The sequence below is a fragment of the Paraburkholderia sp. BL10I2N1 genome (assembly GCF_004361815.1).
Classification (GTDB): domain Bacteria; phylum Pseudomonadota; class Gammaproteobacteria; order Burkholderiales; family Burkholderiaceae; genus Paraburkholderia.
In genome coordinates this window covers 4,621,028-4,646,521 of sequence record NZ_SNWA01000001.1, presented here as the reverse complement: position 1 = coordinate 4,646,521, position 25,494 = coordinate 4,621,028, and the positions used below count along the sequence as shown (strand labels likewise).

25 protein-coding genes, 1 tRNA gene and 2 pseudogenes are annotated in these 25,494 nt (G+C 62.0%); 16 read left to right on the top strand and 12 right to left on the bottom strand.

Going from position 1 to position 25,494, the window contains the following annotated elements; translation table 11 throughout:
- Positions 1 to 160: 160 nt before the first annotated feature.
- From B0G77_RS21675 to B0G77_RS21630, 10 genes and pseudogenes are all read right to left on the bottom strand, one after another.
- Positions 161 to 907 carry an SDR family oxidoreductase gene (locus tag B0G77_RS21675; protein WP_133663942.1) on the bottom strand — a complete coding sequence of 249 codons (747 nt, stop codon included), beginning with the start codon at positions 905 to 907 and terminating at the stop codon, positions 161 to 163.
- A gap of 79 nt (positions 908 to 986) precedes the next feature.
- Complete coding sequence (locus B0G77_RS21670; protein WP_133663941.1) at positions 987 to 1,571, bottom strand: TIGR00730 family Rossman fold protein; 585 nt, start codon at positions 1,569 to 1,571, stop codon at positions 987 to 989.
- 2 nt (positions 1,572 to 1,573) lie between these two features.
- Positions 1,574 to 2,300: pseudogene (locus tag B0G77_RS21665) on the bottom strand (TetR/AcrR family transcriptional regulator).
- 161 nt (positions 2,301 to 2,461) lie between these two features.
- Positions 2,462 to 3,109 carry a diacylglycerol kinase gene (locus B0G77_RS21660; protein WP_133663940.1) on the bottom strand — a complete coding sequence of 216 codons (648 nt, stop codon included), beginning with the start codon at positions 3,107 to 3,109 and terminating at the stop codon, positions 2,462 to 2,464.
- 18 nt (positions 3,110 to 3,127) lie between these two features.
- A complete protein-coding gene (locus B0G77_RS21655) occupies positions 3,128 to 4,159 on the bottom strand; it encodes a glycosyltransferase family 1 protein (protein ID WP_133663939.1) in 1,032 nt (343 codons plus the stop codon).
- Between the two features lie 89 nt (positions 4,160 to 4,248).
- Entirely contained in the window at positions 4,249 to 5,193 is a 945-nt protein-coding gene (locus tag B0G77_RS21650; RefSeq protein ID WP_133663938.1) for a UDP-2,3-diacylglucosamine diphosphatase, read from the bottom strand.
- A gap of 162 nt (positions 5,194 to 5,355) precedes the next feature.
- Positions 5,356 to 5,874 (bottom strand): RDD family protein, encoded by a 519-nt coding sequence (locus tag B0G77_RS21645; RefSeq protein WP_133663937.1) that lies wholly within the window; start codon positions 5,872 to 5,874, stop codon positions 5,356 to 5,358.
- A gap of 27 nt (positions 5,875 to 5,901) precedes the next feature.
- Complete coding sequence (locus B0G77_RS21640) at positions 5,902 to 6,651, bottom strand: DUF3106 domain-containing protein (RefSeq protein ID WP_133663936.1); 750 nt, start codon at positions 6,649 to 6,651, stop codon at positions 5,902 to 5,904.
- 15 nt (positions 6,652 to 6,666) lie between these two features.
- Positions 6,667 to 7,104, bottom strand: a complete 438-nt coding sequence (locus B0G77_RS21635; protein ID WP_133663935.1) for a DUF3619 family protein — start codon at positions 7,102 to 7,104, stop codon at positions 6,667 to 6,669.
- Complete coding sequence (locus B0G77_RS21630) at positions 7,101 to 7,664, bottom strand: RNA polymerase sigma factor (protein WP_133663934.1); 564 nt, start codon at positions 7,662 to 7,664, stop codon at positions 7,101 to 7,103. Before B0G77_RS21630 ends, B0G77_RS21635 begins: the two co-directional genes overlap by 4 nt.
- Before the next feature lie 343 nt (positions 7,665 to 8,007).
- On the opposite strand from B0G77_RS21630, the gene B0G77_RS21625 reads away from it, so the two are divergent.
- The 6 genes from B0G77_RS21625 (at position 8,008) to B0G77_RS21600 (ending at position 15,032) form a co-directional block, all read left to right on the top strand.
- Positions 8,008 to 9,771 carry an acetolactate synthase 3 catalytic subunit gene (locus B0G77_RS21625; RefSeq protein ID WP_133663933.1) on the top strand — a complete coding sequence of 588 codons (1,764 nt, stop codon included), beginning with the start codon at positions 8,008 to 8,010 and terminating at the stop codon, positions 9,769 to 9,771.
- Positions 9,772 to 9,881: 110 nt separating this feature from the next.
- Positions 9,882 to 10,373 (top strand): acetolactate synthase small subunit, encoded by a 492-nt coding sequence (ilvN, locus tag B0G77_RS21620; protein WP_074301882.1) that lies wholly within the window; start codon positions 9,882 to 9,884, stop codon positions 10,371 to 10,373.
- A 110-nt stretch (positions 10,374 to 10,483) separates the two neighbouring features.
- Entirely contained in the window at positions 10,484 to 11,500 is a 1,017-nt protein-coding gene (gene ilvC / locus B0G77_RS21615) for a ketol-acid reductoisomerase (protein ID WP_133663932.1), read from the top strand.
- Positions 11,501 to 11,641: 141 nt separating this feature from the next.
- Positions 11,642 to 12,280, top strand: coding sequence for a phosphatidylserine decarboxylase (locus B0G77_RS21610; protein WP_133663931.1), 639 nt, complete (start codon positions 11,642 to 11,644; stop codon positions 12,278 to 12,280).
- A 20-nt stretch (positions 12,281 to 12,300) separates the two neighbouring features.
- Entirely contained in the window at positions 12,301 to 13,167 is an 867-nt protein-coding gene (gene pssA, locus B0G77_RS21605) for a CDP-diacylglycerol--serine O-phosphatidyltransferase (protein WP_133663930.1), read from the top strand.
- A gap of 320 nt (positions 13,168 to 13,487) precedes the next feature.
- A complete protein-coding gene (locus B0G77_RS21600) occupies positions 13,488 to 15,032 on the top strand; it encodes a 2-isopropylmalate synthase (RefSeq protein ID WP_133663929.1) in 1,545 nt (514 codons plus the stop codon).
- Positions 15,033 to 15,267: 235 nt separating this feature from the next.
- Here B0G77_RS21600 and B0G77_RS21595 read toward each other — a convergent pair.
- Both B0G77_RS21595 and B0G77_RS21590 read right to left on the bottom strand, forming a co-directional pair.
- Positions 15,268 to 15,925, bottom strand: a pseudogene (locus B0G77_RS21595) (carbonic anhydrase).
- Positions 15,926 to 16,184: 259 nt separating this feature from the next.
- Positions 16,185 to 16,745 (bottom strand): hypothetical protein, encoded by a 561-nt coding sequence (locus tag B0G77_RS21590; RefSeq protein ID WP_133663928.1) that lies wholly within the window; start codon positions 16,743 to 16,745, stop codon positions 16,185 to 16,187.
- 209 nt (positions 16,746 to 16,954) lie between these two features.
- On the opposite strand from B0G77_RS21590, the gene B0G77_RS21585 reads away from it, so the two are divergent.
- From B0G77_RS21585 to B0G77_RS21540, 10 genes are all read left to right on the top strand, one after another.
- Positions 16,955 to 18,175, top strand: coding sequence for a branched-chain amino acid ABC transporter substrate-binding protein (locus B0G77_RS21585; protein WP_243751153.1), 1,221 nt, complete (start codon positions 16,955 to 16,957; stop codon positions 18,173 to 18,175).
- Between the two features lie 132 nt (positions 18,176 to 18,307).
- Positions 18,308 to 18,580 (top strand): 30S ribosomal protein S15, encoded by a 273-nt coding sequence (gene rpsO, locus B0G77_RS21580; RefSeq protein WP_133663926.1) that lies wholly within the window; start codon positions 18,308 to 18,310, stop codon positions 18,578 to 18,580.
- A gap of 307 nt (positions 18,581 to 18,887) precedes the next feature.
- Positions 18,888 to 21,038 carry a polyribonucleotide nucleotidyltransferase gene (gene pnp / locus B0G77_RS21575; RefSeq protein ID WP_133663925.1) on the top strand — a complete coding sequence of 717 codons (2,151 nt, stop codon included), beginning with the start codon at positions 18,888 to 18,890 and terminating at the stop codon, positions 21,036 to 21,038.
- A gap of 131 nt (positions 21,039 to 21,169) precedes the next feature.
- On the top strand, positions 21,170 to 22,204 hold the full coding sequence (locus B0G77_RS21570; RefSeq protein ID WP_133663924.1) for an NAD(P)H-quinone oxidoreductase: 1,035 nt from the start codon (positions 21,170 to 21,172) through the stop codon (positions 22,202 to 22,204).
- Positions 22,205 to 22,302: 98 nt separating this feature from the next.
- Positions 22,303 to 23,133 (top strand): triose-phosphate isomerase, encoded by an 831-nt coding sequence (gene tpiA, locus B0G77_RS21565; protein WP_208116477.1) that lies wholly within the window; start codon positions 22,303 to 22,305, stop codon positions 23,131 to 23,133.
- 94 nt (positions 23,134 to 23,227) lie between these two features.
- Positions 23,228 to 23,605, top strand: a complete 378-nt coding sequence (secG, locus tag B0G77_RS21560) for a preprotein translocase subunit SecG (protein WP_133663922.1) — start codon at positions 23,228 to 23,230, stop codon at positions 23,603 to 23,605.
- A 115-nt stretch (positions 23,606 to 23,720) separates the two neighbouring features.
- Positions 23,721 to 23,805, top strand: a tRNA-Leu gene (locus B0G77_RS21555).
- Positions 23,806 to 23,966: 161 nt separating this feature from the next.
- On the top strand, positions 23,967 to 24,326 hold the full coding sequence (locus B0G77_RS21550; protein WP_090531360.1) for an NADH-quinone oxidoreductase subunit A: 360 nt from the start codon (positions 23,967 to 23,969) through the stop codon (positions 24,324 to 24,326).
- A 62-nt stretch (positions 24,327 to 24,388) separates the two neighbouring features.
- Entirely contained in the window at positions 24,389 to 24,868 is a 480-nt protein-coding gene (locus B0G77_RS21545; RefSeq protein ID WP_006052903.1) for an NADH-quinone oxidoreductase subunit B, read from the top strand.
- A 22-nt stretch (positions 24,869 to 24,890) separates the two neighbouring features.
- Positions 24,891 to 25,493 (top strand): NADH-quinone oxidoreductase subunit C, encoded by a 603-nt coding sequence (locus B0G77_RS21540; RefSeq protein WP_133663921.1) that lies wholly within the window; start codon positions 24,891 to 24,893, stop codon positions 25,491 to 25,493.
- The last annotated feature ends 1 nt before the right edge of the window (position 25,494 follow it).

Here is a 25,494-nt window from a genome sequence, read left to right as displayed (position 1 = left end):
CTCTGTGCGCATGAGTCGCCCTTGGCTGGGCGCTATTCTATATGTCCAATATTACGGACGTTTACGGAGAGTGTAGGCGTTTAGAAAATATCGTCGCGATACCGCGATCATTGTTGCGCCGAAAGCAGGGATTCGACGGTGTGCTGGGGAACAGAAGGGGTCAGCGACCGGCGCTGACGTCGAGAAGCGCGCCGTTCACATACGAAGCGGCGTCGCTGAGAAGCCACACGATGGCCTCGGCCACTTCATCGGCGCTGCCCGGGCGGCCGAGCGGGGTTTGTGCACCGAGCACCGCGGCGCGGTCAGGGCGGCCGCCGCTCGTATGGATGTCGGTATCGATGAGGCCGGGGCGCACTGCGTTCACTCGCACGCCCTGGGGCCCCAGTTCTTTGGCGAGGCCAATCGTCATCGTGTCAACGGCACCTTTCGAGCCAGCGTAGTCGACATACTCGTTCGGTGAGCCGAGGCGCGACGCCGCCGACGAAACATTGACGATCGCACCGCCGTCGCCGCCGCGATCCTTTGCCATACGACGGGCCGCCTCGCGTGCGACCAGATACGCGCCGAGTACGTTAACGTCGAACATCCGCTTGAGCCGCGCGACATCCATGTCGGCGAGCTGCATCGCCGGCGCGACGATGCCCGCGTTGTTGACAAGCGCATCGACACGCCCGAACGCATGCTCGAGCGAATCGAACATCGCAATCACGGCGGTTTCGTCGGCGACATCGCCGGGAATCACGCGCGCGTGGCCGCCAGCGCGGCCGACTTCGGCGGCGGTTTCACGCGCAGCGGCTTCATTGTGCGCATAGTTGACGCCGACCGACCAGCCGCGAGCGCCGAGGAGCCGTGCGGTTGCCCGGCCGATGCCCCGGCTCGCCCCGGTAATCAGAACGACTTGTGTCATGAAAGCCTCGTCAAAAGCACGCACCGAAAACGTCGCGTTCGGCGACATGCGGTTTCGCGCCGCGTCACGTCACTCCACCTCACACGGCTTCGCGGTTGTCGGCCCACTTGTCGCGCGCGGGCGGTAGATAGCGTTGCAGCTTGCTGATCAGCGAAACCGGGTCTGAATCGATCTGCAGGATATCCAGGTAAGTCTGTCGCATGAAGCCTTCCTGTACCGTATGCTGCAGCATCGAGATCAGCGGATCGTAGTAGCCGTCGATATTGAGCACGGCCACCGGCTTCTGGTGATAGCCGAGCTGCGCCCACGTGTAGACCTCGAAGAGCTCTTCGAGCGTACCTGCGCCGCCGGGCATCGCGATGAACGCATCCGACAGGTCCGCCATCATCTTCTTGCGCTGGTGCATGTCGGGCACGACATGCAGTTCGGTCAGACCTTCGTGACCGACTTCCTTGTTGACCAGAAGCTCGGGAATCACGCCGATCGCGCGGCCGCCGGCGGCCATGACTTCGTCCGCGATCACACCCATCAGTCCGACCTTGCCGCCGCCGTATACCAGTGCAAGCCTCGCCTCGACGATGGCGCGGCCGAAGGCCCTCGCGGCTTCCGCATAGAGAGGTTTGACTCCGTCGGAGGAGCCGCAGTACACGCACACCGACTTCATGCTCAGGCGTCCTTCGATTCGTTGCGCGCGGCGGCGCCGTCTTTGGGAGGAAGGTAGTCGTAGAACTCGCGCTTGGGCAGCTTGCCGGACACGAGATCGTCGAAGATCCGCCGCGAGCGGCCATGTAGATACGGAGCCATCAGCGAGATGATCTGCACGCTGACCTGATGCAGTTCGGTGCGGATCGCTTCCTGGTCGTTGTATTTGCGCGGGTTCATCACGAACTGGTACGACAGCCAGTACGTCGCGATGACGCCGATGTTGGTCGCGATCACGTGGAGTTCTTCAGGCGTGGCGATCATTTCGCCATCGGCGACGAGCTGTTCGCAGAACTGGTTCGCAAACCGGACCTTGTGGCTGATGATCTGCTTGAAGTGTGTTTCCAGCGTGCGGTTGCGGGCGAGCAGATCGTTTCAGATCGCGATACAGGAAGCGATAGCGCCAAGTGAAATCGATCATGTATTGCAGGTACGACCACATTTCGTCGATGGTCGCGCGATGGTCGTCGGGGAAACGCAGACGCTTTTCGATCTCCTGCTCGAACTGGCTGAAGATGCTGTTGATGATGTCGTCTTTGTTGCGGAAGTGGTAGTACAGGTTGCCCGGACTGATTTCCATTTCCTCGGCGATCGTCGTGGTCGTCACGTTGGGTTCGCCGATCTCGTTGAACAGTTTCAACGAGAGTTCGAGTATCCGTTCGCGGGTGCGGCGGGGAGGTTTGGCTTCCATGTCGTCCGGCCCTGGTTTGACCGGGCTGGCGCGCGGCGGCATACAGCAGCTGCGGAGTCCGCCCGGACGCGGTTTGTATTTTCAGAAACGATCGTCCGATTATAAACCGGACGTTCTGTCACCAGGCGCGTTTCAGGCGTTGCCGGGAAGCGGGAGCGCGGTCAACGCCACGACTCGATCCAGTGCAGGAGCGGCGGGCCGAGCACCAGTCCCCACGTCATCAGACACATGACGAGCGCCACCATGACCGCCGCGCTGCCAAGATCCTTCGCGCGGCGCGACAGTTCATGGCGTTCGAGCGAAATGCGGTCGATCGCGGCTTCGACGCTCGAGTTCAGCAGTTCGACGATCAGCACCAGAAGCACGGAGCCCAGCAGCAGCACGCGCGCCACGGGTTCGACCGGCACGATCATGCCGATCGGCAGCAGGATCGCGGCGAGCGTCAGCTCCTGGCGAAACGCGCTTTCTTCGCGGATCGCGACGCGAAAGCCGGCGAGCGAGTTTTTCATCGCGTGCCAGGCGCGCGTGAGGCCACGGTTGCCCTTGTACGGGTTGAACGGCAGGGGCGCGAGCGGATCGTCCGGACCCAGCGGCTCGCCTGCGGTTTCTGGCAGCGCCTGCGTCACGTCGCGATCATTTTCAGGGCCGTGTTCGCGTGGGTCGTCGAACGGCTCGAGGTCGGGCGCGCCGGCGGCATCGGTAGCATCGCGTGTATCGGCGGTGCTGAGGTGAGACGGGCGCGGCACGTCACGCGGCGCGCGTAGCGCGTCCGCGGCCGGGCGTCGAGCGCTGGAGGTCCTTGCCTGCATGTCTGGTCGCGCGCCGCTTCATGCGGCGGCACTCTCCTCGCTGAATGATGCACCCGGCAACGGCTTCAGATGCGTTGCAAACTGCTCGGACGCCGCGCCCCACGAAAAGCGCTCGGCCCACGCGCGTGCATGGTTGCGATCGATCTTCAGCGCTTCGAGACAGGCCTCACGCAGATCTTCGTTCATCGCTCCGGCGCCGCCGTTGCCCAGCACGTCGATCGGGCCCGTCACCGGGTAAGCTGCGACCGGTGTGCCGCACGCGAGCGCTTCGAGCAGCACCAGACCGAACGTGTCGGTGCGGCTCGGGAACACGAACACGTCGGCGGCCGCGTAGACCTTGGCGAGTTCGGCCTGGGTCAGCACACCGAGATAGTTCACCTGCGGATAGCGCGACTTCAGTTCGGCAAGCGCCGGGCCTTCGCCGGCAACCCATTTCGAGCCGGGCAGGTCGAGCTTCAGAAATGCCTCGACGTTCTTCTCTACCGCCACGCGTCCGACGTACAGGAAGATCGGCCGCGCCGTGTTGAGCACCTTCGAATCCATCTGGTGGAAGATGTCCAGATCGACACCGCGGGTCCACAGCACGACGTTCGTGAAACCGAATTTTTCGAGGTCGGCCTTGACCACCGGCGTCGGCGCCATCACTGCAAGCGACGGCTTGTGAAACCAGTGCAGGAACCTGTACGTCGCGGCGAGCGGAATGCCGAAGCGGGCCTGCACGTATTCCGGAAAGCGCGTGTGATAGGCGGTCGTGAACGGCAGTTTGTGCTGGATCGCATAGGCGCGCGCGGCGAGGCCGAGCGGGCCTTCGGTAGCAACGTGCAACGCGTCGGGTCCGAACTCGTCGATGCGCTGGCGCAGACGCTTTTTGGGGAGCAGCGACAGGCGGATTTCAGGGTACGTCGGGCACGGTATCGTGCGGAATTCGAGCGGCGTCAGCAGGTCGACGCGATGGCCGAGCGCCGTCAATTCGCGCGTCGTGTTCTTCAGCGTCCGGACGACGCCGTTGACCTGCGGTTCCCATGCATCGGTGACGATCAGAATCTTCATCGTTGTGGCCCGGGTGAAGTGAAGGATTGACGCGGTACAGCGGTTCCGTTACTGACAATACCGCCTTGTAGCTGGAACTGGAAGTGGACTCAGGCCGCAGTCGCCTGGGCTTTCTGCGCGTTCACCTGCGGCGCGCGCATCACGGTCCAGTAAACCACCTTGAGTTCGCCCTCGAAGGTTTCGACGAGCGCCGAAAGGCTTTCGACCCAGTCGCCATCGTTGCAATACAGTACGCCGTCGATGTCGCGGATCTCGGCCTTGTGGATGTGTCCGCAGACCACGCCGTCACAGCCTCGGCGGCGTGCCTCGTCGGTCATCACGTGCTCGAACTTCGAGATGAAGTTCACGGCGTTCTTCACCTGATGCTTCAGGTATTGCGACAGCGACCAGTACTGGAAGCCGAGCCGGTTGCGGACACGGTTGAACCAGCGGTTCAGGAGCAGGATCAGCGTGTACAGCGAGTCGCCGAGATAGGCGAGCCACTTCGCGTGCTGGATCACGCCGTCGAACAGGTCGCCATGGGTGATCCACAGGCGCTTGCCGGCGAGCGTCGTGTGGAACGCTTCGCCACGCACGTGGATGTCGCCGAAGGCGAGGTCGCAGAACTGGCGCGCCGCCTCGTCGTGATTGCCGGGGATATACACGACCTGGGTGCCTTTGCGTGCCTTGCGCAGGATCTTCTGTACGACGTCGTTGTGCGCCTGCGGCCAGTACCAGCCTTTTCTCAGCTGCCAGCCGTCGATGATGTCGCCGACGAGATACAGGTATTCCGATTCGTTGTGCCGCAGAAAGTCGAGCAGATACGGCGCCTGGCAGCCGCTTGAACCGAGATGGATGTCCGAGAGCCAGATCGTCCGGTAGCGGTGCTGGCCGGCGTCGTCATCGTCGTGATGACCCGTGGCTGTCATCGATGTCGACGGAGATTGGGACAGCGGCAGCGGGCTGCCGGGGGCGGCACCAGGTCGAAAAGCGACGGGGTCGACGCCCGGGCCTGTCTGGCGGAAGAAGGAAGTCGCGGACGTCTTTGGGTCCATGGCTCACGCGTCGGGTTGCGGTACGTGCATTCCGCCATCGACGCGTGACTGTGCCGTGACAGTCACAAGAACTTCTTATTACGCGCTTAGGTGAGAGCGTTGCTTCTCAGCAGCTTTGCGAGGGGGTAAGGCGTGGCCTGCGCCATTTCAGAGGTTAGCGGCTTACTTCAGTTCGATAATCCGCGTGCCGGCAAGCCGGTCGTGCAGGAACTGACGGTTCGTACCGAAGCTGCCGGTCGCCGCCCACAGCGCGAACCAGGCTGCGCTCGCGACGAGCGTCCGCGGCACAGAGAGGCCCAGCAGCGGATGTAAGGCGAGCGGCGGCAGGAACCACAGCCACGCCAGCGCGTAGCGTGCGATCGCGCGTGGCACGGACACCGGCGCGCCGTCGACACCGACAAGACGGAGCCGCCAGGTTTTCATCGGCAGTGTCTGTCCGCCGTGGGTCCAGAACCAGACGAAATACACACCGACGACGAGCCCGATCCACGCCGCAAGGATGTTGTGATGTGTGAGGCCGTTGCGTTGCTGGGTCAGGGTGCTGAACAGATACCCTGCAAAGAACACGATGCCGAACAGGATCACGCCTTCGTAAACCAGGGTAGCAAGCCGTCGGCGGACGGTCGGGGCAGGTGCCGCGTTATCCGGACTCAGGTCGGCGGTGGCGAGGGGGCTGGACACGGCTTGGCGGTGAGTTCGGAGCAAAGGTCAGGAGCCGTGGTAGAGCGACGGCGCTTCAGACGGCGAAACGGGCAGCGGAGTCGCGGGAACGACGCTGCTTGCGGCCGGGACGGCCGGCATCGCAGCGGGCAGCGACGCTCCTGGTACGGACGCCGGCAGATGGCTCGCCGCCCCTGTGCCGCTGGCGCCGCGAGCATTGACGAGCCGGTCGATGTCCTTGACTTCGGTCTTGCCCGACGGCGGCGCGCTGACGACGGTCGGCCGGCGTTTGCGTTCACTGGCGGCGAGCCGTTCCTTCTGCTCTTCCGACAACTCCTGATAGGCCTTCCAGGCGTTCTGGCGCGCCTCGCGCGGCAACTCCTTCGAGACCTGATAGTTCTCACGGGCGACGCGGCGCTGCTCGGGGGTCATGCGCGCCCATTCGGTCATCTGCTCGTGCAGTCTTTTTTGCGCTTCAGGCGTCATCTTCGGATAACGCTGCGCGATTCTGATCCATTTTCGCTTGCGCGCGTCGCTAAAGGCGTCCCATTCGCTGGCGAATGGCGCGAGCGCCACGCGTTCGGCGGGCGAGAGGTGGGCCCAGGAATGAGGGCTGTCACTGGGCAAGCCAGGGATCTCGGCGTTCAATGACGGCGCGGCCGCCTTCGCGGGCGCCCCGGCAACAGGCGCCGACGCCGCGACTGGCTTTGGGTAAAAGCGGGGCCAGGTCGCGGCGAAGGACACAAGGGCCGCGATTGCACATCCGAAAACAACGGCAAGGCCGCGCTTGTAACTCACCCGATCGATCCTCGCTCAGTGCGCGCGCGACAGATACGCGTTGAAGCCGTGATCGAGATACGCGTTGAGCGGCAGGTCATCGCTCAGCATGGCGGCGTCAATATCGGCGAGTTCGGCGGTGCGCTGCTGGTCTTCCCAGTAAGCAACCGCCACGAGGCTTACGACAAGCGCGGCGAGCGGCCACGCCAGCGCGAAGCGGCGCAGCGGCGAGCGGCGGCGCTGCGGCGTTTCCAACATCGGCACATTGACGGACATTCCCGCGCCGGCAGCGGCGAAGACGGGCGCGAACACCGGCGCCGAAACCGCTTCGGGTTTCTTGCGGGCGAGGGCGGCACGGCGCGCCACGGCGAGTCGATCGATGGTGGCGGAGGGAATGCTGGCAGTATTTTCATCGAGCGCACGGCGCAACTGCCGCGCAAACTCGAGTTCTTTAGTATCGAGAGCGGAGCTCATAGCGTAATTCCTTTAGCCTTGAGCGCTTGCGCCAGCGTATGGGTAGCTCGCGAACAGTGTGTCTTCACACTTCCCTCGGAGCAGCCCATGGCAGCCGCAGTCTCGGCGACATCCATATCTTCCCAGTAACGCATGAGAAACGCCTCCCGTTGACGTGCCGGTAATTTCTGGATCTCTTCGTCGATCAGCTGCAGCACCTGTTCACGCTCGAGCCTTTGTTCGCTGCTCTCGGCGCCCGCCGATCCCTGTTCGGCTTCGAACGTTTCCAGCGGGTCGAATTCGTCATCTTCTGAATTACCCAGCGACGAAAACAGGCTGACCCACGTATTGCGCACCTTCTGCCGACGAAAGTAGTCGTGCATCGTATTCTGAAGAATACGCTGAAACAAAAGTGGCAGCTCGGCCGAAGGGCGATCGCCGTATTTTTCGGCGAGCTTGATCATCGCGTCCTGCACGATATCGAGCGCGGCGTCGTCGTCCCGCACGGCGTAGACCGTCTGCTTGAACGCGCGCCTTTCGACGCCCGCCAGAAAATCGGCGAGTTCCTTGTCTGATGCCATCCGTTGGGGGTCGGCGCAGCGAGCGTGCGCGTAATGGGTCGAAAAATGTCGTAAAACTCGCGGATGCTAACAAACTTTCGCGTCGGCCAGGGAAAAGAGCGGCTGAGCGCGCGCGGTAAAACCTGCCCTGGCGTACTCCGTTCATGCCGCATTGCGGAAATATCTGCTTGACCGCGAGCACGGCAGCAGATATCGTCGACGGTTCGCAATATAAGTGACTTGTCTCAATTGAGGTGTGGCCCAAGAAGCTCACCTGTCAACTGGACGCGCCGCTTGAACCCGAGCCACAAGCCCGGCAGAGAGCACCCGATCAATTTTTTGCCGAAAATTCGAAAGGTGAACGATGAATATGCCCAGCGCGGAATTCTCCACGTCGGATACGACTCCCCATCCCGAAACTGACTCTATCGGCGCCACCGTGCTCATGAAGGCACTGGCCGACGAAGACGTCGAGTTTATCTGGGGCTATCCCGGCGGCTCGGTACTCTACATTTACGACGAGTTGTACAAGCAGGACAAATTCCAGCACGTCCTCGTGCGCCACGAGCAGGCCGCGGTTCACGCCGCTGACGCCTACGCACGCTCGACCGGCAAGGTCGGCGTCTGCCTCGTGACTTCCGGCCCCGGCGTCACCAATGCGGTCACCGGTATCGCCACCGCCTATATGGATTCGATTCCGATGGTCGTGATCAGCGGCCAGGTGCCGACTGCCGCGATTGGCCAGGATGCGTTCCAGGAGTGCGATACGGTCGGCATCACGCGTCCCTGCGTGAAGCACAACTTCCTCGTGAAGGACGTGCGCGATCTCGCCGCTACCGTCAAGAAAGCCTTTTACATCGCCCGTACCGGCCGTCCAGGCCCGGTGCTGATCGACATTCCGAAAGACGTGTCGAAGGCGCCGTGCCGTTACGAGCCGCTGAAAAGCGTGTCGCTGCGCTCGTACAACCCGGTGACGAAGGGCCACTCCGGACAGATCCGCAAGGCGGTTGCGCTGCTGCTGTCGGCGAAGCGCCCTTATATCTATACCGGCGGCGGCATCATCCTGGCTGACGCGTCGCGCGAACTGAACCAGTTTGCCGATCTGCTCGGCTATCCCGTCACCAACACGCTGATGGGGCTGGGCGGCTACCGCGCAAGCGACAAAAAATTCCTCGGCATGCTTGGCATGCACGGCACGTACGAAGCCAACATGGCGATGCAGCACTGCGATGTGCTGATCGCGATCGGCGCGCGCTTCGACGACCGTGTGATCGGCGACCCAACGCACTTCGCCTCGCAACCGCGCAAGATCATCCACATCGACATCGATCCGTCGTCCATTTCCAAGCGCGTGAAGGTCGACATTCCGATCGTCGGCGACGTGAAGGAAGTGCTGAAGGAACTGATCGAACAGTTGCAGACCGCCGAACATGGCCCGGACACCGCGGCGCTCGCCGACTGGTGGAAGGACATCGAGGCGTGGCGCTCAAAAGACTGCCTCAAGTTCGATCGCAAGAGCGACATCATCAAGCCGCAGTATGTGGTCGAGAAGGCGTGGGAGCTGACCGACGGCAATGCCTTCGTGTGTTCCGACGTCGGCCAGCACCAGATGTGGGCTGCGCAGTTCTATCGCTTCAACAAGCCGCGTCGCTGGATCAATTCTGGTGGTCTCGGCACGATGGGTTTCGGCCTGCCGGCGGCGATGGGCGTGAAGATGGCGCACCCGGACGACGACGTGCTCTGCATCACGGGCGAAGGCTCGATCCAGATGTGCATTCAGGAACTGTCGACCTGCAAGCAGTACGACACGCCAATCAAGATCATTTCGCTCAACAACCGCTATCTGGGCATGGTGCGGCAGTGGCAGCAGATCGAATACAGCAAGCGCTATTCGCATTCGTACATGGATGCGCTGCCGGATTTCGTGAAGCTCGCTGAAGCGTACGGGCACGTCGGCATGCGCATCGAAAAGACAGCGGATGTCGAGCCGGCGCTCAAGGAAGCGCTGCGCCTGAAGGATCGCACGGTGTTTCTCGATTTCCAGACCGATCCGACCGAAAACGTCTGGCCGATGGTTCAGGCTGGCAAGGGCATCACGGAGATGCTCCTCGGCTCGGAAGATCTATAACGACGGTTTGTGCGCCGGCAACGCTGCGCGCGCCTTCACGAAAGGCGCCAACGGGTGAAGCCGGGCGAACCGGTTCGCATACATCGAAACACATCTGGAAGAAGCGAAACATGAGACATATTATTTCCGTCCTGCTGGAAAACGAACCGGGCGCGTTGTCGCGCGTGGTCGGTCTTTTTTCCGCACGCGGCTACAACATTGAAACCTTGACGGTGGCCCCGACCGAAGACCATTCGCTGTCGCGCATGACCATCGTTTCCATTGGCTCGGACGACGTGATCGAACAGATCACGAAGCATCTGAACCGCCTGATCGAGGTGGTGAAAGTGGTCGACCTTACCGAGGGCGCCCACATCGAGCGCGAGCTGATGTTGATCAAGGTGAGGGCGGTCGGCAAGGAACGTGAGGAGATGAAGCGGATGTCGGATATTTTCCGCGGCCGCATCATCGACGTCACCGAAAAGACCTACACGATCGAACTGACAGGCGCGAGCGACAAGCTCGACGCTTTCATCGAAGGGCTCGACGCTACCGCGATTCTCGAAACGGTCCGCACGGGCAGCTCGGGGATCGGTCGCGGCGAACGCATTCTGAAGGTGTAAGCCGCGTTTGCCCCAGTATCGGTCGAAGCCGGGTGCGCACTGAGCAAGCCCGGCATGCAGCACACAATAAGTAGTACCTGAATCTCCCTGAATTTCGCCAAGGAACGAACATGAAAGTTTTCTACGACAAGGACGCCGACCTCTCCCTCATCAAAGGCAAGCAGGTCACCATCATCGGCTACGGCTCGCAGGGCCATGCACACGCGCTGAACCTGAAGGAAAGCGGCGTGAACGTGACGGTGGGTCTGCGCAAGGGTGGCGCATCGTGGAGCAAGGCCGAGAACGCCGGCCTGAAGGTCAAGGAAGTGGCCGAAGCCGTCAAGGGTGCAGACGTCGTCATGATGCTGCTGCCGGACGAACAGATCGCCGAAGTCTACAAGAACGAGGTGCACGCCAATGCCAAGGATGGCGCAGCGCTTGCATTCGCGCACGGCTTCAACGTGCACTACGGCCAGGTCATTCCGCGCGCCGACCTCGACGTGATCATGATCGCACCGAAGGCGCCGGGCCACACGGTGCGCAACACGTACCAGAACGGCGGCGGCGTGCCGCACCTGATCGCGGTTGCCCAGGACAAGTCGGGCGCAGCACGCGACATCGCGCTGTCGTACGCAGCGGCAAACGGTGGCGGCCGTGCCGGCATCATCGAAACGAACTTCCGCGAAGAAACCGAAACCGACCTGTTCGGCGAACAGGCCGTGCTGTGCGGCGGTACGGTCGAGCTGATCAAGGCTGGCTTCGAGACGCTGGTTGAAGCGGGCTACGCGCCGGAAATGGCGTACTTCGAGTGCCTGCACGAACTGAAGCTGATCGTCGACCTGATCTACGAAGGCGGCATTGCGAACATGAACTACTCGATCTCGAACAACGCCGAGTACGGCGAGTACGTGACGGGCCCGCGCATCGTCACCGACGAAACGAAGAAGGTGATGAAGGAAGTTTTGAAGGACATCCAGACCGGCGAGTACGCAAAGAGCTTCATCGTCGAAAACCGCGCTGGCGCGCCGACGCTGCAATCGCGTCGCCGCATCACGGCTGAACACCAGATCGAACAGGTCGGTTCGAAGCTGCGCGCGATGATGCCGTGGATCGCGAAGAACAAGCTGGTCGACCAGTCGAAGAACTAAGCCAGCGTTGCTTCTGTCCGGTTCCTGGACTCGCGGCGATAGCGAGTCGGCTTACCGGATATTCCCAAAAGCCGTCCAGGTGTGCTGAACCCTGGGCGGCTTTTGCTATCCTACGGTTTTACAAAAATACAGAAGCCATCCATGAATTACCCTCATCCGATCATCGCGCGCGAAGGCTGGCCATTTATCGCGATCGCGGCCGTCGTTGCGTTGTTGATCCATGCCATCGCGGGGTTCGGCTTTGCGTGGCCTTTCTGGCTGCTGCTTGTCTTCATCTTGCAGTTCTTCCGCGATCCGGCGCGGCCGATCCCGACGCAGGCGAATGCCGTACTGTGTCCTGCCGATGGCCGCATCGTTGCCGTCGAGACGGCTCATGATCCGTATGCCAACCGGGAAGCGCTGAAGATCAGCGTGTTCATGAATGTGTTCAACGTCCACTCGCAACGCTCGCCGGTGGATGGTGCGATTTCGAAGGTCGAGTATTTTCCGGGCGCCTACCTGAACGCGGCGGTTGATAAAGCGTCGCTCGAAAACGAGCGCAACGCGGTCGTGATCGAAATGGCCGGTGGCCAGACAGTGACGTCGGTGCAGATCGCCGGTCTGATCGCGCGACGGATTCTCTGCTATGTTCGCGCCGGCGAGCCGCTTACGCGCGGCCAGCGCTATGGCTTCATTCGCTTCGGTTCACGTGTCGACGTGTATCTGCCGGTGGGCAGCCGTCCGCGCGTGTCGATCGGCGAGAAAGTATCGGCCTCGTCGACCATTCTTGCTGAACTATAAAGCGGCACAAGGAGGTTTCGATGGCCGCATTCAAACCGCGTCGACCCCGTAGCGCCGGCCCGCAGCCGCGGCCGTTCCGCCGCAACAAGCCGGTGCAGGAGCCGGCGGTGGTCGACAGCCGCCGTGCCGCGCGTCAGCAGTTTCTAAGAAAGCGCGGCATTTACCTGCTGCCGAATGCCTTCACCACCGCAGCGCTCTTCTGCGGTTTCTTCGCCGTCGTGCAGGCGATGAACGTGCGCTTCGAAGTGGCGGCGATCGCGATCTTCGTGGCGATGGTGCTAGACGGCATGGACGGCCGCGTTGCGCGAATGACCCATACGCAGAGCGCGTTCGGCGAGCAGTTCGACAGCCTGTCAGACATGGTGTCGTTCGGCGTCGCGCCGGCGCTCGTCATGTACGAGTGGATTCTGAAGGACCTTGGGCGCTGGGGCTGGCTCGCGGCGTTCGTCTACTGCTCGGGCGCGGCGCTGCGGCTCGCGCGCTTCAATACGAACATCGGTGTCGTCGACAAGCGCTTTTTCCAGGGCATGCCGAGCCCGGCGGCGGCCGCGCTGATCGCCGGTTTCGTGTGGCTCGCCACCGACAATCGCGTGCCGCTCAAACTCGTCTGGCTGCCGTGGGTCGCGTTCGTGCTGACGATCTATGCGGGCGTGACGATGGTCTCGAACGCGCCGTTTTACAGCGGTAAGGCGCTCGACGTGCGGCATCGCGTGCCGTTCGCGGCCATTCTGCTGGTGGTGGTCGCGTTTGTGCTGGTGTCGTCCGACCCGCCGTTGATGCTGTTTGGCCTGTTTGTGCTGTATGGCCTGTCGGGCTACGTGTTCTGGGGCTATCAGGCAATGCGGGGCAGGGGCAATCCAGCCCGCTCGTCGCAGCGTGACCACTGACGCATCGCGCGCCCTGCGTAAGCGAAAACGGCGGCCCTCCGGTTGCCGTTTTCGTCTGCGCCACCGGATTGCCGCTAATTGCACGTTTTCCGGAATGCCGCTATAGTCGCTGACATGGTTATTTTCAAGTTCCCCCTCCTGTCTCTTCAAGCCGGTGCACCCCTACGTGCACTAGTGCTAGCGCGCCTGCCGCGCTGATCGTTTTCGCCTCCCGTCTGCCTCGTCTGTTGTTGAGCGTCGCCAGCGGTGGCGCAAACACCCGAATTCCGTTTTCGCATCTCCATCATCCCCAATTTGACTGAGTCCCCCGGAGACCTGACATGGCAGACAAGCTGATCATTTTCGACACGACCTTGCGCGACGGCGAACAATCGCCCGGTGCGTCGATGACGAAGGAAGAAAAAATCCGTATCGCGAAGCAGCTCGAACGGATGAAGGTGGACGTGATCGAGGCCGGCTTCGCCGCCAGTTCGAACGGCGACTTCGATTCGATTCATACGATCGCGTCGATGATCAAGGGGAGCACCATCTGCTCGCTCGCCCGTGCGAACGACAAGGATATCCAGCGTGCCGCCGACGCGTTGAAGCCCGCTGAGCGCTTCCGTATCCATACATTCATCGCGACGTCGCCGCTGCATATGGAAAAGAAGCTGCGCATGACGCCCGATCAGGTGTTCGAGCAGGCAAAGCTCGCCGTGCGCTTCGCGCGCAAGTTCACTGACGACGTCGAGTTCTCCCCGGAGGACGGCAGCCGCTCCGACATGGACTTTCTGTGCCGCGTGCTGGAAGCAGTGATCGCCGAAGGTGCGACCACGATCAACATCGCCGATACGGTCGGCTATGGCGTGCCGGAACTGTACGGCCAGCTGGTCAAGACGCTGCGTGAGCGCATTCCGAATTCGCACAAGGCCGTGTTCTCCGTGCACTGCCACAACGACCTCGGCATGGCGGTGGCGAACTCCCTGGCGGGCGTTAAGATCGGTGGCGCGCGTCAGGTCGAGTGCACGATCAACGGTCTCGGTGAGCGCGCGGGCAATACGTCGCTCGAAGAAATCGTGATGGCTGTGAAGACCCGCAAGGACTACTTCGGCCTCGATCTCGGCATCGACACGACGCAGATCGTGCCTGCCTCGAAGCTCGTGTCGCAGATCACCGGTTTCGTCGTGCAGCCAAACAAGGCCGTGGTCGGCGCGAATGCGTTTGCGCACGCGTCAGGCATCCACCAGGACGGCGTGCTGAAGGCGCGCGACACCTACGAAATCATGCGCGCCGAAGATGTGGGCTGGAGCGCGAACAAGATCGTGCTCGGCAAGCTGTCTGGCCGCAATGCGTTCAAGCAGCGTCTGCAGGAACTCGGCATCGCACTCGACAGCGAAGGCGAACTGAACACCGCGTTCGCGCGCTTCAAGGAACTGGCCGACCGCAAGGCCGAAATCTTCGACGAGGACATCATCGCGATCGTCACCGAGGAGTCGGCGGAAGCGCAGGAGAGGGAGCATTACAAGTTCGTGTCGCTGTCACAGCACTCGGAAACTGGCGAGCAGCCGCACGCGAAGGTCGTGTTTTCGGTCGACGGCAAGGAAGTGACCGGAGAAGCACGCGGTAACGGCCCGGTCGATGCCACGCTGAACGCGATCGAAACCGAAGTAGGTAGCGGTTCGGAACTGCTGCTGTACTCGGTGAACGCGATCACGACCGGCACGCAGGCGCAGGGCGAAGTAACGGTGCGCCTGTCGAAGAGCGGCCGTATCGTGAACGGCGTCGGCACCGATCCTGATATCGTCGCGGCTTCCGCGAAGGCCTATATTTCCGCGCTCAACAAGCTCTTTTCGAACGCGGACAAGCTGAACCCGCAGCGTTCCTGATATCAATGCAGGGCGCTGATCCCGCCCCTGAGTGATCCAGACCGAAACCCCGTGCTTCACAAGAGCACGGGGTTTTGTGCATTTGAAGCGTGTGTCGCGTTTGCCGATGCGATCCGTTCGGGCGCCGGGAAATCTGGTTCCCGCGCCGCTCCCCCCTTTTCCGGCGGGGGCACGGCCCGGGTGGTACTCGCGGTTGCTGATATCGCGCGGTATTGGGCAATTGAATCTTTGCTACTCAGGCTGTGCCGCGAAGCGTTTCTGGCTGCGCTACCGAGGTGTTGTCGGACGTAGCGGGCTCTTCGCCGGGATAGCCGGACGCCAGTACCTTGATGCGCCCGTCGTCGAGTGAAAAGATCCAGCCATGCACGAGCGGCGCCGGGCTGCTGTCGCGCACGATCGACGTGTCGCGCAAGCGCCTCACCTGTTCGAGCACGTTCAGTTCCGCAAGGCGATTGACGCGGGCGTGCTCCGACTCGTGGCGGTCGAGGTCTGCCTGATGCGTGCTGGCCAGTGCACACAGCGGCGCTATCCGGCGATTGACGTGCGGCAGGTCTGCCCGCCGCCGGCAGCAGCGCTGCGCGTACACCGCCGCAGCCATAGTGGCCGCAGACGATCACATGGCCTACCTTCAAAACGCGCACTGCATATTCGAGCACGCTCGCGCAGTTGTCGTCGTCGGGTGGGAACAGGTTCGCGATGTTGCGGTGGACGAAGAGATCGCCCGGTTCGCAAAGCGTGATTGTTTCGGCGGGGACTCGGCTGTCCGAGCAGCCAATCCACAGCACCTGCGGGCTCTGACCTTGCGCAAGCTTTTCGAAGAAGCGCGGATCGCGCGCGTTGGTTTCCGTCGCCCACGCGGCATTGGCGAGCAGCATATTTTTGGGAAGGGGCATCGGCAGGGGCTCCGAAGGTGGTTGGGCAACGGCAAAAATGGCGATCGAACAATGCAGGGAGGTTGCTGCGTCGTTGCACTCTGCCCTCAAACTTTAGTCGACGACGAAGCTGTGCGCACCTGGCCGACCGGCCAATTCCGGCTGAAGGGTTCATGTCGAGAAATTGTTCGCCCGTCCACGAAGCAACGCTCCCCGGTAGGCGAACCGCACAGAAAAACGCCGCCTGAAGAGGCGGCGGTCGGGCGCGACACGGCGTCGTCTAGAAGAAATTGCTGCGGCGGTCCGGATCGTGCAGCGGGTCGGGCGTCTTTTGTGTCAACCGCAGGATCCCCTGATTGTCGAAGTAAAAGCTGTACATCAGATACCAGACGTTATCTTCCTGATACCGGTAGGTCCAGACCTCGCGCTTCATCAGCGGAAAGTACGATGTTTCCACCGGCCTGCCGAAGTTGACCAGCACATCCTCGCGTGTCCACTTGCCGATCTCCGCTCGATAGAACTCGTTTGGCTGCAACACCTGGCGGACGTTCACAATCTTGCCGGAGGCGTCGATGTCGGCGGCCGTGGTCGTTTCACCCATCGGCTGGGTTGGCCACATCAGGCGCTTGCCGCCATTCGGCAGATCATAGGTTTCGCGTGGCGCGCCGAGGTGGCTGATGATCGTGGACTGGTCCTCGCCCGGTTGAAATCGCTGCCACGGCTGGGCGCAGCCGGCCAGCACCAGCGCGCCCAGGCAGGCGAGCGCGGCGCCGCGCAGGCCTGCGCGCGGCCGGGCGGTCGCAGTAATCGCGGCGAGCCCGGATGAGAGGCGGTTAAGCATGAATTCCTCCAACGGCTTGCTAGCTATTTTGACATGCGGCGGGGCAAAAGATTTGCGCGCAGGAGCCGCCCGGCGTCCTTTGCTCCCTCCTTTGGGCTTGCTCCGCAACGCCCGGGCGTCCTATGATCCGCGCTTCGAGCGATTCAACCGGAGCTGCGATGGCAGGGTTGTGGGTACGGGCGGCGGTGGCCGTGCTGGCGGCGGCGTCGATGGCCGCGCCAGTCACGGCAGCGTACGCGGGCGGCGAACCAGTGCAGCTTGCGCTGATCGAAGGTATGTCAGGGCCGTTCGCCAACGCGGGCGCGGCAGTGGAGCGCAATCTGCGGGTCGGCGTCGAGCGGGTCAACGCGGCGGGCGGCGTGAAGCTTGGGGATGGCGCGCATCCGCTGGAACTCGTCGTGCTAGATAGCAAAGGTAGCGCCGAGGAGGCCTTGATTCAGCTACGCGCAGCGGCGGACCGGCACATCGGCTACATCCTCCAGGGCAACAGTTCGGCGGTCGCCGCGGCACTGCTCGCGGCCATCGAAAAACAGAACGCGCGCGAGCCCGATAACCGCGAACTGTTCCTGAATTACTCCGCAGACGATCCTGCACTGACCAACGAGAATTGCAGCTTCTGGCATTTTCGCTTCGATGCGCACGCCGGCATGCGTATGGACGCACTCGCCGAGGTCATCCAACGCGACAGATCGGTGAAAAAGGTCTATCTGCTGAACCAGGATTACAGCTTCGGGCATGACATCAGCACCCTGGCGCGCTCGGCGCTGGCTTCGAAGCGGCCGGACATCGCGGTGGTCGGCGACGAATTTCATCCGGTCGGCCGTGTGAAGGATTTCGCGCCGTACATCGCAAAGATCCGCGCGAGCGGGGCGGATGCGGTCGTGACCGGCAACTGGGGCAACGATCTGACGCTGCTGGTGAAGGCTGCACGCGAGCAGGCGCTCGACACGAAGTTCTACACGTTCTACGGCAATAGCCTCGGTGCGCCGGCTGCGCTCGGCGACGCAGGCGTCGGCCGGGTACTCGCCGTGGCCGACTGGCATCCGAACGCTGGTGGCGCGGCGTCGGATGCGTGGTACAAGGCGTTTCGCGCCCGTTTCCCGTCCGCCGCCGACGATTACCCCGTTCTGCGCATGGAATTGATGGTGGAGATGCTCGCAGCAGCGATGAATCGCGCGGAGAGCGCGCAGCCAGCCGTTGTCGCAAAGGCGCTCGAGGGCATGAAGTTCGACAACGGCTTCCATCCCTCGCGGATGCGCGCCGACGATCACCAGCTGATACAGCCCCTTTACGTCATGCAGATGGACAAGGCCGGCACGCCGGGCGTGCGCTTCGATAACGAGGGTTCGGGCTACGGGTTCCGCACCGTGCTGGCGCTGCCGCCGGAGGGTACCGTGACGCCGACGGTCTGCCGCATGAAACGCCCTTGATTGCTTCAGTAACGGGTCCATTCAAGGGAGGTTCGCGGCCCGTTCGCGCTGTGCTACAATACGCCCCTCGTTGTAATCCCACGGCACGGCCTTTCTTCCGTGACCGCCTGTTTAGTACTAAAGGAAATCAACATGTCCGCAGTTGAAACAACCAGGAAGTCCGACGTCGTTGCGCAATTCGCACGCGCTGCTAACGACACCGGCTCCCCTGAAGTGCAGGTCGCGCTGCTTACGACCCGCATTAACGAACTGACCGTTCACTTCAAGGCCCACACGAAGGATCATCACAGCCGCCGCGGTCTGCTGCGCATGGTGAGCCGCCGTCGCAAGCTGCTCGACTACCTGAAGGGCAAGGACGCAGATCGTTACCGCGCACTGATCGAGAAGCTGGGTCTGCGCAAGTAATCGGGCGCGCAGTTAGTCGTCTCTCAGCAAAATGCCTGTGTCAGTCAACTGATACAGGCATTTTGTTTTTGAACGGTGCGCTTCACGTGGCGCGCACCGGAGCGTCATTCGCCGCGCGCATGGAAGATCATGCGGCGGGTGACCGAAACAAGGCCGGGCCGCAGGGCAGAGCTTTGTGTCATTCCAGCGGTTCGCGCGCGCTTCGCGTGGTTCTCTGGAATGGCATAACACTCCTCTTCCCGTGTGGCACCGGTCCTGGCGTTGCCGCGCCGCTTCTCGTCCGCGCGGCATAACGAAGAGAAAAGGAGTGACTATGTTCAACAAGATCGTCAAAGAATTCAAATGGGGACAACATAACGTTCGCCTCGAAACGGGCGAAATCGCCCGTCAGGCAAGCGGCGCGGTGCTCGTCGACGTTGAAGATACCGTTGTGCTGGCTACCGTTGTTGGTGCGAAGACGGCGAAGCCGGGTCAGGATTTCTTCCCGCTGACCGTCGATTACCTCGAAAAAACCTACTCCGCAGGCAAGATCCCAGGTGGCTTCTTCCGTCGTGAAGGCCGTCCGTCGGAAGGCGAAACGCTGATTTCGCGCCTGATCGACCGTCCGCTGCGCCCGCTGTTCCCTGAAGGCTTTTACAACGAAGTCCAGGTCGTCGTCCACGTGATGTCGATCAACCCGGAAGTCCCTGCCGACATCCCCGCGCTGATCGGTGCGTCCGCGGCGCTCGCCATCTCCGGTTTGCCGTTCAACGGCCCGGTCGGTGCTGCACGTGTGGCATACATCAACAACGAATACGTGCTGAACCCGACGCGTTCACAGCTGAAGGATTCGCGTCTGGACCTGATCGTCGCCGGTACGGAACGTGCTGTACTGATGGTCGAGTCGGAAGCGGACCAACTGCCGGAAGACGTGATGCTCGGCGCCGTGGTCTATGGCCACGAGCAGATGCAGGTCGCGATCGACGCGATCCACGAACTCGTTCGTGACGGCGGCAAGCCGGAATGGGACTGGCAGCCGGCCCCGAAGAACGAAGCGCTGATCTCGCGCGTCACGGAAATCGCCGAGCCGCAACTGCTCGCTGCCTACCAGACCCGCGACAAGCAGGCTCGTTCGACGAAGCTGAAGGAAATCTACGCAGCCACGTCGGCGAAGCTGGAAGAGGACGCGGCCGCTGCGGGCTTCGTTGCAGCCGACAAGGCGACCGTCGGTAACGTGCTGTTCGATATCGAAGCAAAGATCGTCCGCAGCCAGATCCTGAACGGCGAGCCGCGTATCGATGGCCGTGACACGCGTACCGTGCGTCCGATCGAAATCCGTACGGGCGTGCTGCCGCGTACGCACGGTTCGGCGCTCTTCACGCGCGGAGAAACGCAGGCGCTCGTGGTGGCGACGCTCGGCACGAAGGGCGACGAGCAGATCATCGACGCGCTCGAAGGCGAATACCGCGAACGCTTCATGCTCCACTACAACATGCCTCCGTTCGCGACCGGCGAAACGGGCCGCGTCGGTTCGCCGAAGCGCCGCGAAATCGGTCACGGTCGTCTCGCGAAGCGCGCGCTGGCCGCGTGCCTGCCGAGTGCCGAAGAATTCGGCTACTCGATCCGCGTCGTTTCGGAAATCACCGAGTCGAATGGTTCGTCGTCGATGGCATCGGTGTGCGGCGGCTGTCTCGCGCTGATGGACGCTGGCGTCCCGATGAAGGCGCACGTCGCCGGCATCGCAATGGGCCTGATCCTCGAAGGCAACAAGTTCGCGGTGCTGACCGACATCCTCGGCGACGAAGACCACCTCGGTGACATGGACTTCAAGGTGGCGGGTACAGAGCAAGGTGTAACCGCGCTGCAGATGGACATCAAGATCCAGGGCATCACGAAGGAAATCATGCAGGTCGCGCTCGCGCAGGCAAAGGAAGGCCGCATGCACATCCTCGGCAAGATGACCGCCGCTGTTTCGGGTGCGAACACTGAGCTGTCGGAATTCGCGCCGCGTATGATCACCATCAAGATCAATCCGGAAAAGATCCGCGACGTGATCGGCAAAGGTGGCTCTGTGATCCGGGCGCTGACCGAAGAAACCGGCACGACGATTGACATTTCGGATGACGGCGTCGTCACCATCGCGAGCACGAGCAGCGAAGGGATGGCCGAAGCGAAGAAGCGCATCGAAAACATCACGATGGAAGTCGAAGTTGGTCAGGTGTACGACGGCACCGTCCTCAAGCTGCTGGACTTCGGCGCGATCGTCAACATCCTGCCGGGCAAGGATGGTCTGCTGCACATTTCCGAGATCGCCAACGAGCGTATCAAGGACATCAACGACTATCTGAAGGACGGCCAGCACGTGAAGGTGAAGGTCATCCAGACGGACGAAAAGGGGCGTGTGCGTTTGTCGGCCAAGGCGTTGCTGAACGAAGCGCCCGCCGGCGCGCCGCAAGGCGAGCCGACGCCGCAGCAGTAAGGCAGTAGTGGTCTGACGGCCGGCGGCGTGGATGCGCGCCGGCCGTTTTTCATGGAGGATGGATTGCATTGCGCACAGCCCGCTCCCGGCGCGCTGTTCGCAGCGCAATCCATACCTTGGAGGTGACGCAGATGAGAGCGATTGAGATTTCCGAATTTGGTGCGCCGGATGTTCTGAAACTCGCCGAACGGCCGATGCCTGAACCGAAAGCCGGTGAAGTGCTGATCAAGGTCGCGGCGTCGGGCATCAATCGTCCTGACGTACTTCAGCGCAAGGGTGCGTATGCACCGCCGCCGGGCGCGTCGGATCTGCCGGGGCTGGAAGTGGCGGGCGAAATTGTGGGCGGCTCGATCGACGAAAAGCACAATCCGTTTGGTCTGATGCTCGGCGATCGCGTGTGCGCATTGCTCGCAGGTGGCGGTTACGCGGAATACGTCGCGGCTCCCCTTGCGCAATGTCTGCCGGTGCCGAAGGGGCTATCGGATGTCGAGGCGGCGTCGCTGCCGGAGACATTCTTCACCGTATGGAGCAATGTGTTCGATCGTGCGCGGCTCGGCGCGGGCGAGGGCGGCGCGAACGAAACCCTGCTCGTGCAGGGCGGCTCGAGCGGCATCGGCGTGACGGCGATCCAGATCGCGCATGCGCTGGGTTTTCGCGTGTTTGCGACGGCGGGCTCGGATGACAAGTGTCGTGCGTGTGAAGAGCTGGGCGCGGAGCGCGCGATCAACTACAGGACGGAAGATTTCGTCGAAGTGGTGAAGTCGCTGACTAATGACCGTGGCGTGGACGTGATTCTGGACATGGTGGCGGGCAGTTATGTGCCGCGCGAACTGAAGGCGCTCGCCGATGGCGGCCGTCTCGTGCTGATCGCCCTTTTGGGCGGCGCGAAGGCAGAGCTGAACCTGAACGACGTTCTGCGCCGCCGCTTGACGGTGACGGGGTCGACACTGCGTCCGCGTCCCGTTGAGTTCAAGGCGAAGATTGCTGCGCAGCTCAAGGAGCGCGTGTGGCCGCACCTCGAAGACGGGCGCGTCAAGCCGGTCGTGTACCGCGTGTTTCCCGCGGCGCAGGCGGCCGAAGGGCATGCGCTGATGGAAAGCAGTACGCATGTCGGCAAGATCGTGCTGGATTGGGGCAGCGCGCAGGTTGCCGCTGCAGGCGCTTGACACGGGTGGTTTGACCCGATCCGTCCGCGCACAGTAAAATTGCGTGTTTTGCGCGCGCTGCGTGATTTTCGCAAGGCGGCCGGACTGGCTCTGGGAATCTGGGTGCGAACCCCCGATTCGCTGCCGCTTCACGACAAGACGAGACAATGTCGAAACAACGAGCAAAACTGGTAGTTGGTAACTGGAAGATGCATGGGCGCCTCGCCGAAAACGCGGCCCTGCTGCAGGCCGTGGCGCAGGGTGCCGGCGAGCTGCCGGAAGGCGTGCGGGTTGGCGTGTGCGTGCCCTGCCCTTATCTCGCGCAGGCGCAGTCGCTGCTCGAAGGCGGCCGCGTCGCATGGGGTGTCCAGGATGTGTCGGCGCATACGCATGGCGCATACACCGGCGAAGTGGCGGCAGCGATGGCGGTCGAGTTCGGAGCAACACTCGCAATCGTTGGGCATTCGGAGCGCCGCGCCTACCATCGCGAAGGCTCAGAAGTGGTAGCGATCAAGACACAACGGGCCCTCGATGCAGGTATTACGCCCATTGTCTGTGTCGGCGAAACACTCGAGGAGCGCGAGGCAGGCACGACCGAGCAGGTGGTCGGCGCGCAGCTTGATGCGGTGCTTGCGAGGCTCTCTCAGGAAGAGGCTGTCCGGATCGTCGTTGCATACGAACCTGTCTGGGCAATCGGCACAGGCAAGAGTGCAACGTCAGACCAGGCGCAGCAGGTCCACGCGTTTTTGCGTGGGCGTCTGGCGGCGAAAGGTGCGGCGGTCGCCGACGTGCCTGTGCTGTACGGTGGCAGCGTGAAGCCTGATAACGCGGAAGAATTGTTTCGTCAGGCGGATATCGATGGCGGCCTGATCGGCGGCGCATCGTTGAAGGACACGGATTTCCTGGCAATCTGCAACGCGGCGCAAGCCGTGGCGACGAGCGCGACGTAAGCCGTCGCGGCGAGCAGGGCGCCCGGGCGAGGATGACCCACTACGTGCACCACACATTGTGTTGCGCGGTTAAATAAAGACTCAGGTGAGTGTGATGCTGTATTTGAAAACGTTGATTATCGTCGTCCAGTTGTTGTCGGCGCTTGGGGTTATCGGCCTCGTGTTGCTGCAGCACGGAAAGGGCGCCGACATGGGTGCTGCGTTCGGGAGCGGAGCCTCGGGCAGCCTCTTCGGTGCGACAGGTTCGGCGAACTTTCTGTCGCGGACAACGGCTGTTCTCGCCGCCGTGTTTTTTGTCACGACGTTGACCCTGACTTACCTCGGCGCGTATCGTTCCAAGCCATCGGTTGGTGTACTGGGCGCAGCTGTGACTGCTCCGGTCGTGGCTTCTGCTGCGTCGGCTCCTGCGGGTGTTTCGGCACCTGTTGCAGCGTCACCGGCATCGGCTCCGAGCCAGGAAGTGCCGAAATAAAATTTTCACGCAAAAACGTTTTTTGTGCGTTGAACAATCTGTTTAAACCAGTTACAATTCAAGTCTTGAAGCGATTCGCGGGTTTTAGCAGTTGATTTCCCGGATTGTATGCAGTGCCGACGTGGTGAAATTGGTAGACACGCTATCTTGAGGGGGTAGTGGCGAAAGCTGTGCGAGTTCGAGTCTCGCCGTCGGCACCAATGATATATAAATGCCAGCCGCTTGCTTCGCTTCGGCTGGCATTTTCGCTTCTAAGGCGCTGCTTGCCATGGGCTTGCAACGTCAAGCAGGCCGAAGTGATTTTCTGGTCAGGAGTGCTTCGCTCCTGATGGCACTCAGAACCAACCGATAGAGGATAGTCTTGAACCTCGCAGCCTATTTCCCCGTCTTGTTGTTCCTCATCGTGGGCACCGGTTTAGGCGTAGCACTGGTCAGTATTGGCAAGATCCTCGGCCCCAACCGGCCTGACACCGAAAAGAACGCACCGTACGAGTGCGGCTTCGAAGCATTCGAAGATGCGCGCATGAAGTTCGATGTGCGCTACTACCTGGTGGCCATTCTCTTCATTATTTTCGACCTTGAAACGGCGTTCCTGTTCCCGTGGGGTGTAGCCCTGCGCGATATCGGTTGGCCTGGCTTCATGGCGATGATGATTTTCCTGCTCGAATTCCTGCTTGGCTTTGCCTATATCTGGAAGAAGGGCGGCCTCGATTGGGAATGACAGATTAATCGCCGGTTTGCGTGGGTGGCTCGGCTAGTCGCCCCGTCTGGAGTGGAAAGCAAATGAGTATCGAAGGGGTCTTGAAGGAAGGGTTTGTCACCACTACGGCTGACAAGTTGATCAACTGGACGCGCACCGGCTCGCTGTGGCCGATGACGTTCGGTCTCGCGTGCTGCGCGGTCGAGATGATGCATGCGGGTGCTGCCCGTTATGACCTCGACCGTTTCGGCGTGGTGTTTCGTCCGAGTCCGCGTCAGTCGGACGTGATGATCGTCGCTGGCACGCTCTGCAACAAGATGGCGCCTGCCTTGCGTAAGGTCTACGACCAGATGGCCGAGCCGCGCTGGGTGATCTCGATGGGCTCGTGCGCGAACGGCGGCGGCTATTACCACTACTCGTATTCAGTGGTGCGCGGCTGCGATCGGATCGTGCCTGTCGATGTCTATGTGCCGGGTTGTCCGCCCACGGCTGAAGCGCTGGTCTACGGCGTGATCCAGCTCCAGGCAAAGATCCGTCGCACCAACACCATCGCCCGTCAATAAGGCTCACGCCTACTCCCACAATATGGCAAGCAAACTCGAGACCCTGAAAGCGAACCTCGAGGCGGCATTTGGCGGCCGCCTGCTGAGCGTCACCGAAGCAATCGGTGAACTGACGATCGTCGTGAAGGCGAGCGATTACCTCGAAGTAGCCACGCGTTTGCGCGACGATCGCTCGCTCGGCTTCGAGCAGTTGATGGACCTTTGCGGCGTCGATTATCAGACGTACGGCAACGGCGCCTATGAAGGCCCGCGTTTCGCCGCGGTGCTGCATCTGTTGTCCATCGCCAATAACTGGCGTCTGCGTGTACGCGTGTTCGCACCGGACGACGAAGTGCCGCTCATTGCATCAGTAGTCGAGATCTGGAGTTCGGCGAACTGGTACGAGCGTGAAGCGTTCGACCTCTACGGCATCGTCTTCGAAGGCCATCCTGACCTGCGCCGCATCCTGACCGACTATGGCTTTATCGGCCACCCGTTCCGCAAGGATTTCCCGGTTTCCGGCTACGTCGAAATGCGTTACGACCCGGAAGAGAAGCGCGTCGTCTACCAGCCCGTGACGATCGAGCCGCGGGAAATCACGCCGCGTGTGATCCGCGAGGATCGCTATGGCGGCCTGAAACACTAAG

Coding starts and splice junctions, on each gene's coding strand:
- B0G77_RS21675 (WP_133663942.1), bottom strand. CDS start 907: ATGACACAAGTCGTTCTGATTACCGGGGCGAGCCGGGGCATCGGCCGG.
- B0G77_RS21670 (WP_133663941.1), bottom strand. CDS start 1,571: ATGAAGTCGGTGTGCGTGTACTGCGGCTCCTCCGACGGAGTCAAACCT.
- B0G77_RS21660 (WP_133663940.1), bottom strand. CDS start 3,109: ATGCAGGCAAGGACCTCCAGCGCTCGACGCCCGGCCGCGGACGCGCTA.
- B0G77_RS21655 (WP_133663939.1), bottom strand. CDS start 4,159: ATGAAGATTCTGATCGTCACCGATGCATGGGAACCGCAGGTCAACGGC.
- B0G77_RS21650 (WP_133663938.1), bottom strand. CDS start 5,193: ATGGACCCAAAGACGTCCGCGACTTCCTTCTTCCGCCAGACAGGCCCG.
- B0G77_RS21635 (WP_133663935.1), bottom strand. CDS start 7,104: ATGAGCTCCGCTCTCGATACTAAAGAACTCGAGTTTGCGCGGCAGTTG.
- B0G77_RS21630 (WP_133663934.1), bottom strand. CDS start 7,664: ATGGCATCAGACAAGGAACTCGCCGATTTTCTGGCGGGCGTCGAAAGG.
- B0G77_RS21625 (WP_133663933.1), top strand. CDS start 8,008: ATGAATATGCCCAGCGCGGAATTCTCCACGTCGGATACGACTCCCCAT.
- ilvN (WP_074301882.1), top strand. CDS start 9,882: ATGAGACATATTATTTCCGTCCTGCTGGAAAACGAACCGGGCGCGTTG.
- ilvC (WP_133663932.1), top strand. CDS start 10,484: ATGAAAGTTTTCTACGACAAGGACGCCGACCTCTCCCTCATCAAAGGC.
- B0G77_RS21610 (WP_133663931.1), top strand. CDS start 11,642: ATGAATTACCCTCATCCGATCATCGCGCGCGAAGGCTGGCCATTTATC.
- pssA (WP_133663930.1), top strand. CDS start 12,301: ATGGCCGCATTCAAACCGCGTCGACCCCGTAGCGCCGGCCCGCAGCCG.
- B0G77_RS21600 (WP_133663929.1), top strand. CDS start 13,488: ATGGCAGACAAGCTGATCATTTTCGACACGACCTTGCGCGACGGCGAA.
- B0G77_RS21590 (WP_133663928.1), bottom strand. CDS start 16,745: ATGCTTAACCGCCTCTCATCCGGGCTCGCCGCGATTACTGCGACCGCC.
- B0G77_RS21585 (WP_243751153.1), top strand. CDS start 16,955: ATGGCCGCGCCAGTCACGGCAGCGTACGCGGGCGGCGAACCAGTGCAG.
- rpsO (WP_133663926.1), top strand. CDS start 18,308: ATGTCCGCAGTTGAAACAACCAGGAAGTCCGACGTCGTTGCGCAATTC.
- B0G77_RS21570 (WP_133663924.1), top strand. CDS start 21,170: ATGAGAGCGATTGAGATTTCCGAATTTGGTGCGCCGGATGTTCTGAAA.
- secG (WP_133663922.1), top strand. CDS start 23,228: ATGCTGTATTTGAAAACGTTGATTATCGTCGTCCAGTTGTTGTCGGCG.
- B0G77_RS21545 (WP_006052903.1), top strand. CDS start 24,389: ATGAGTATCGAAGGGGTCTTGAAGGAAGGGTTTGTCACCACTACGGCT.
- B0G77_RS21540 (WP_133663921.1), top strand. CDS start 24,891: ATGGCAAGCAAACTCGAGACCCTGAAAGCGAACCTCGAGGCGGCATTT.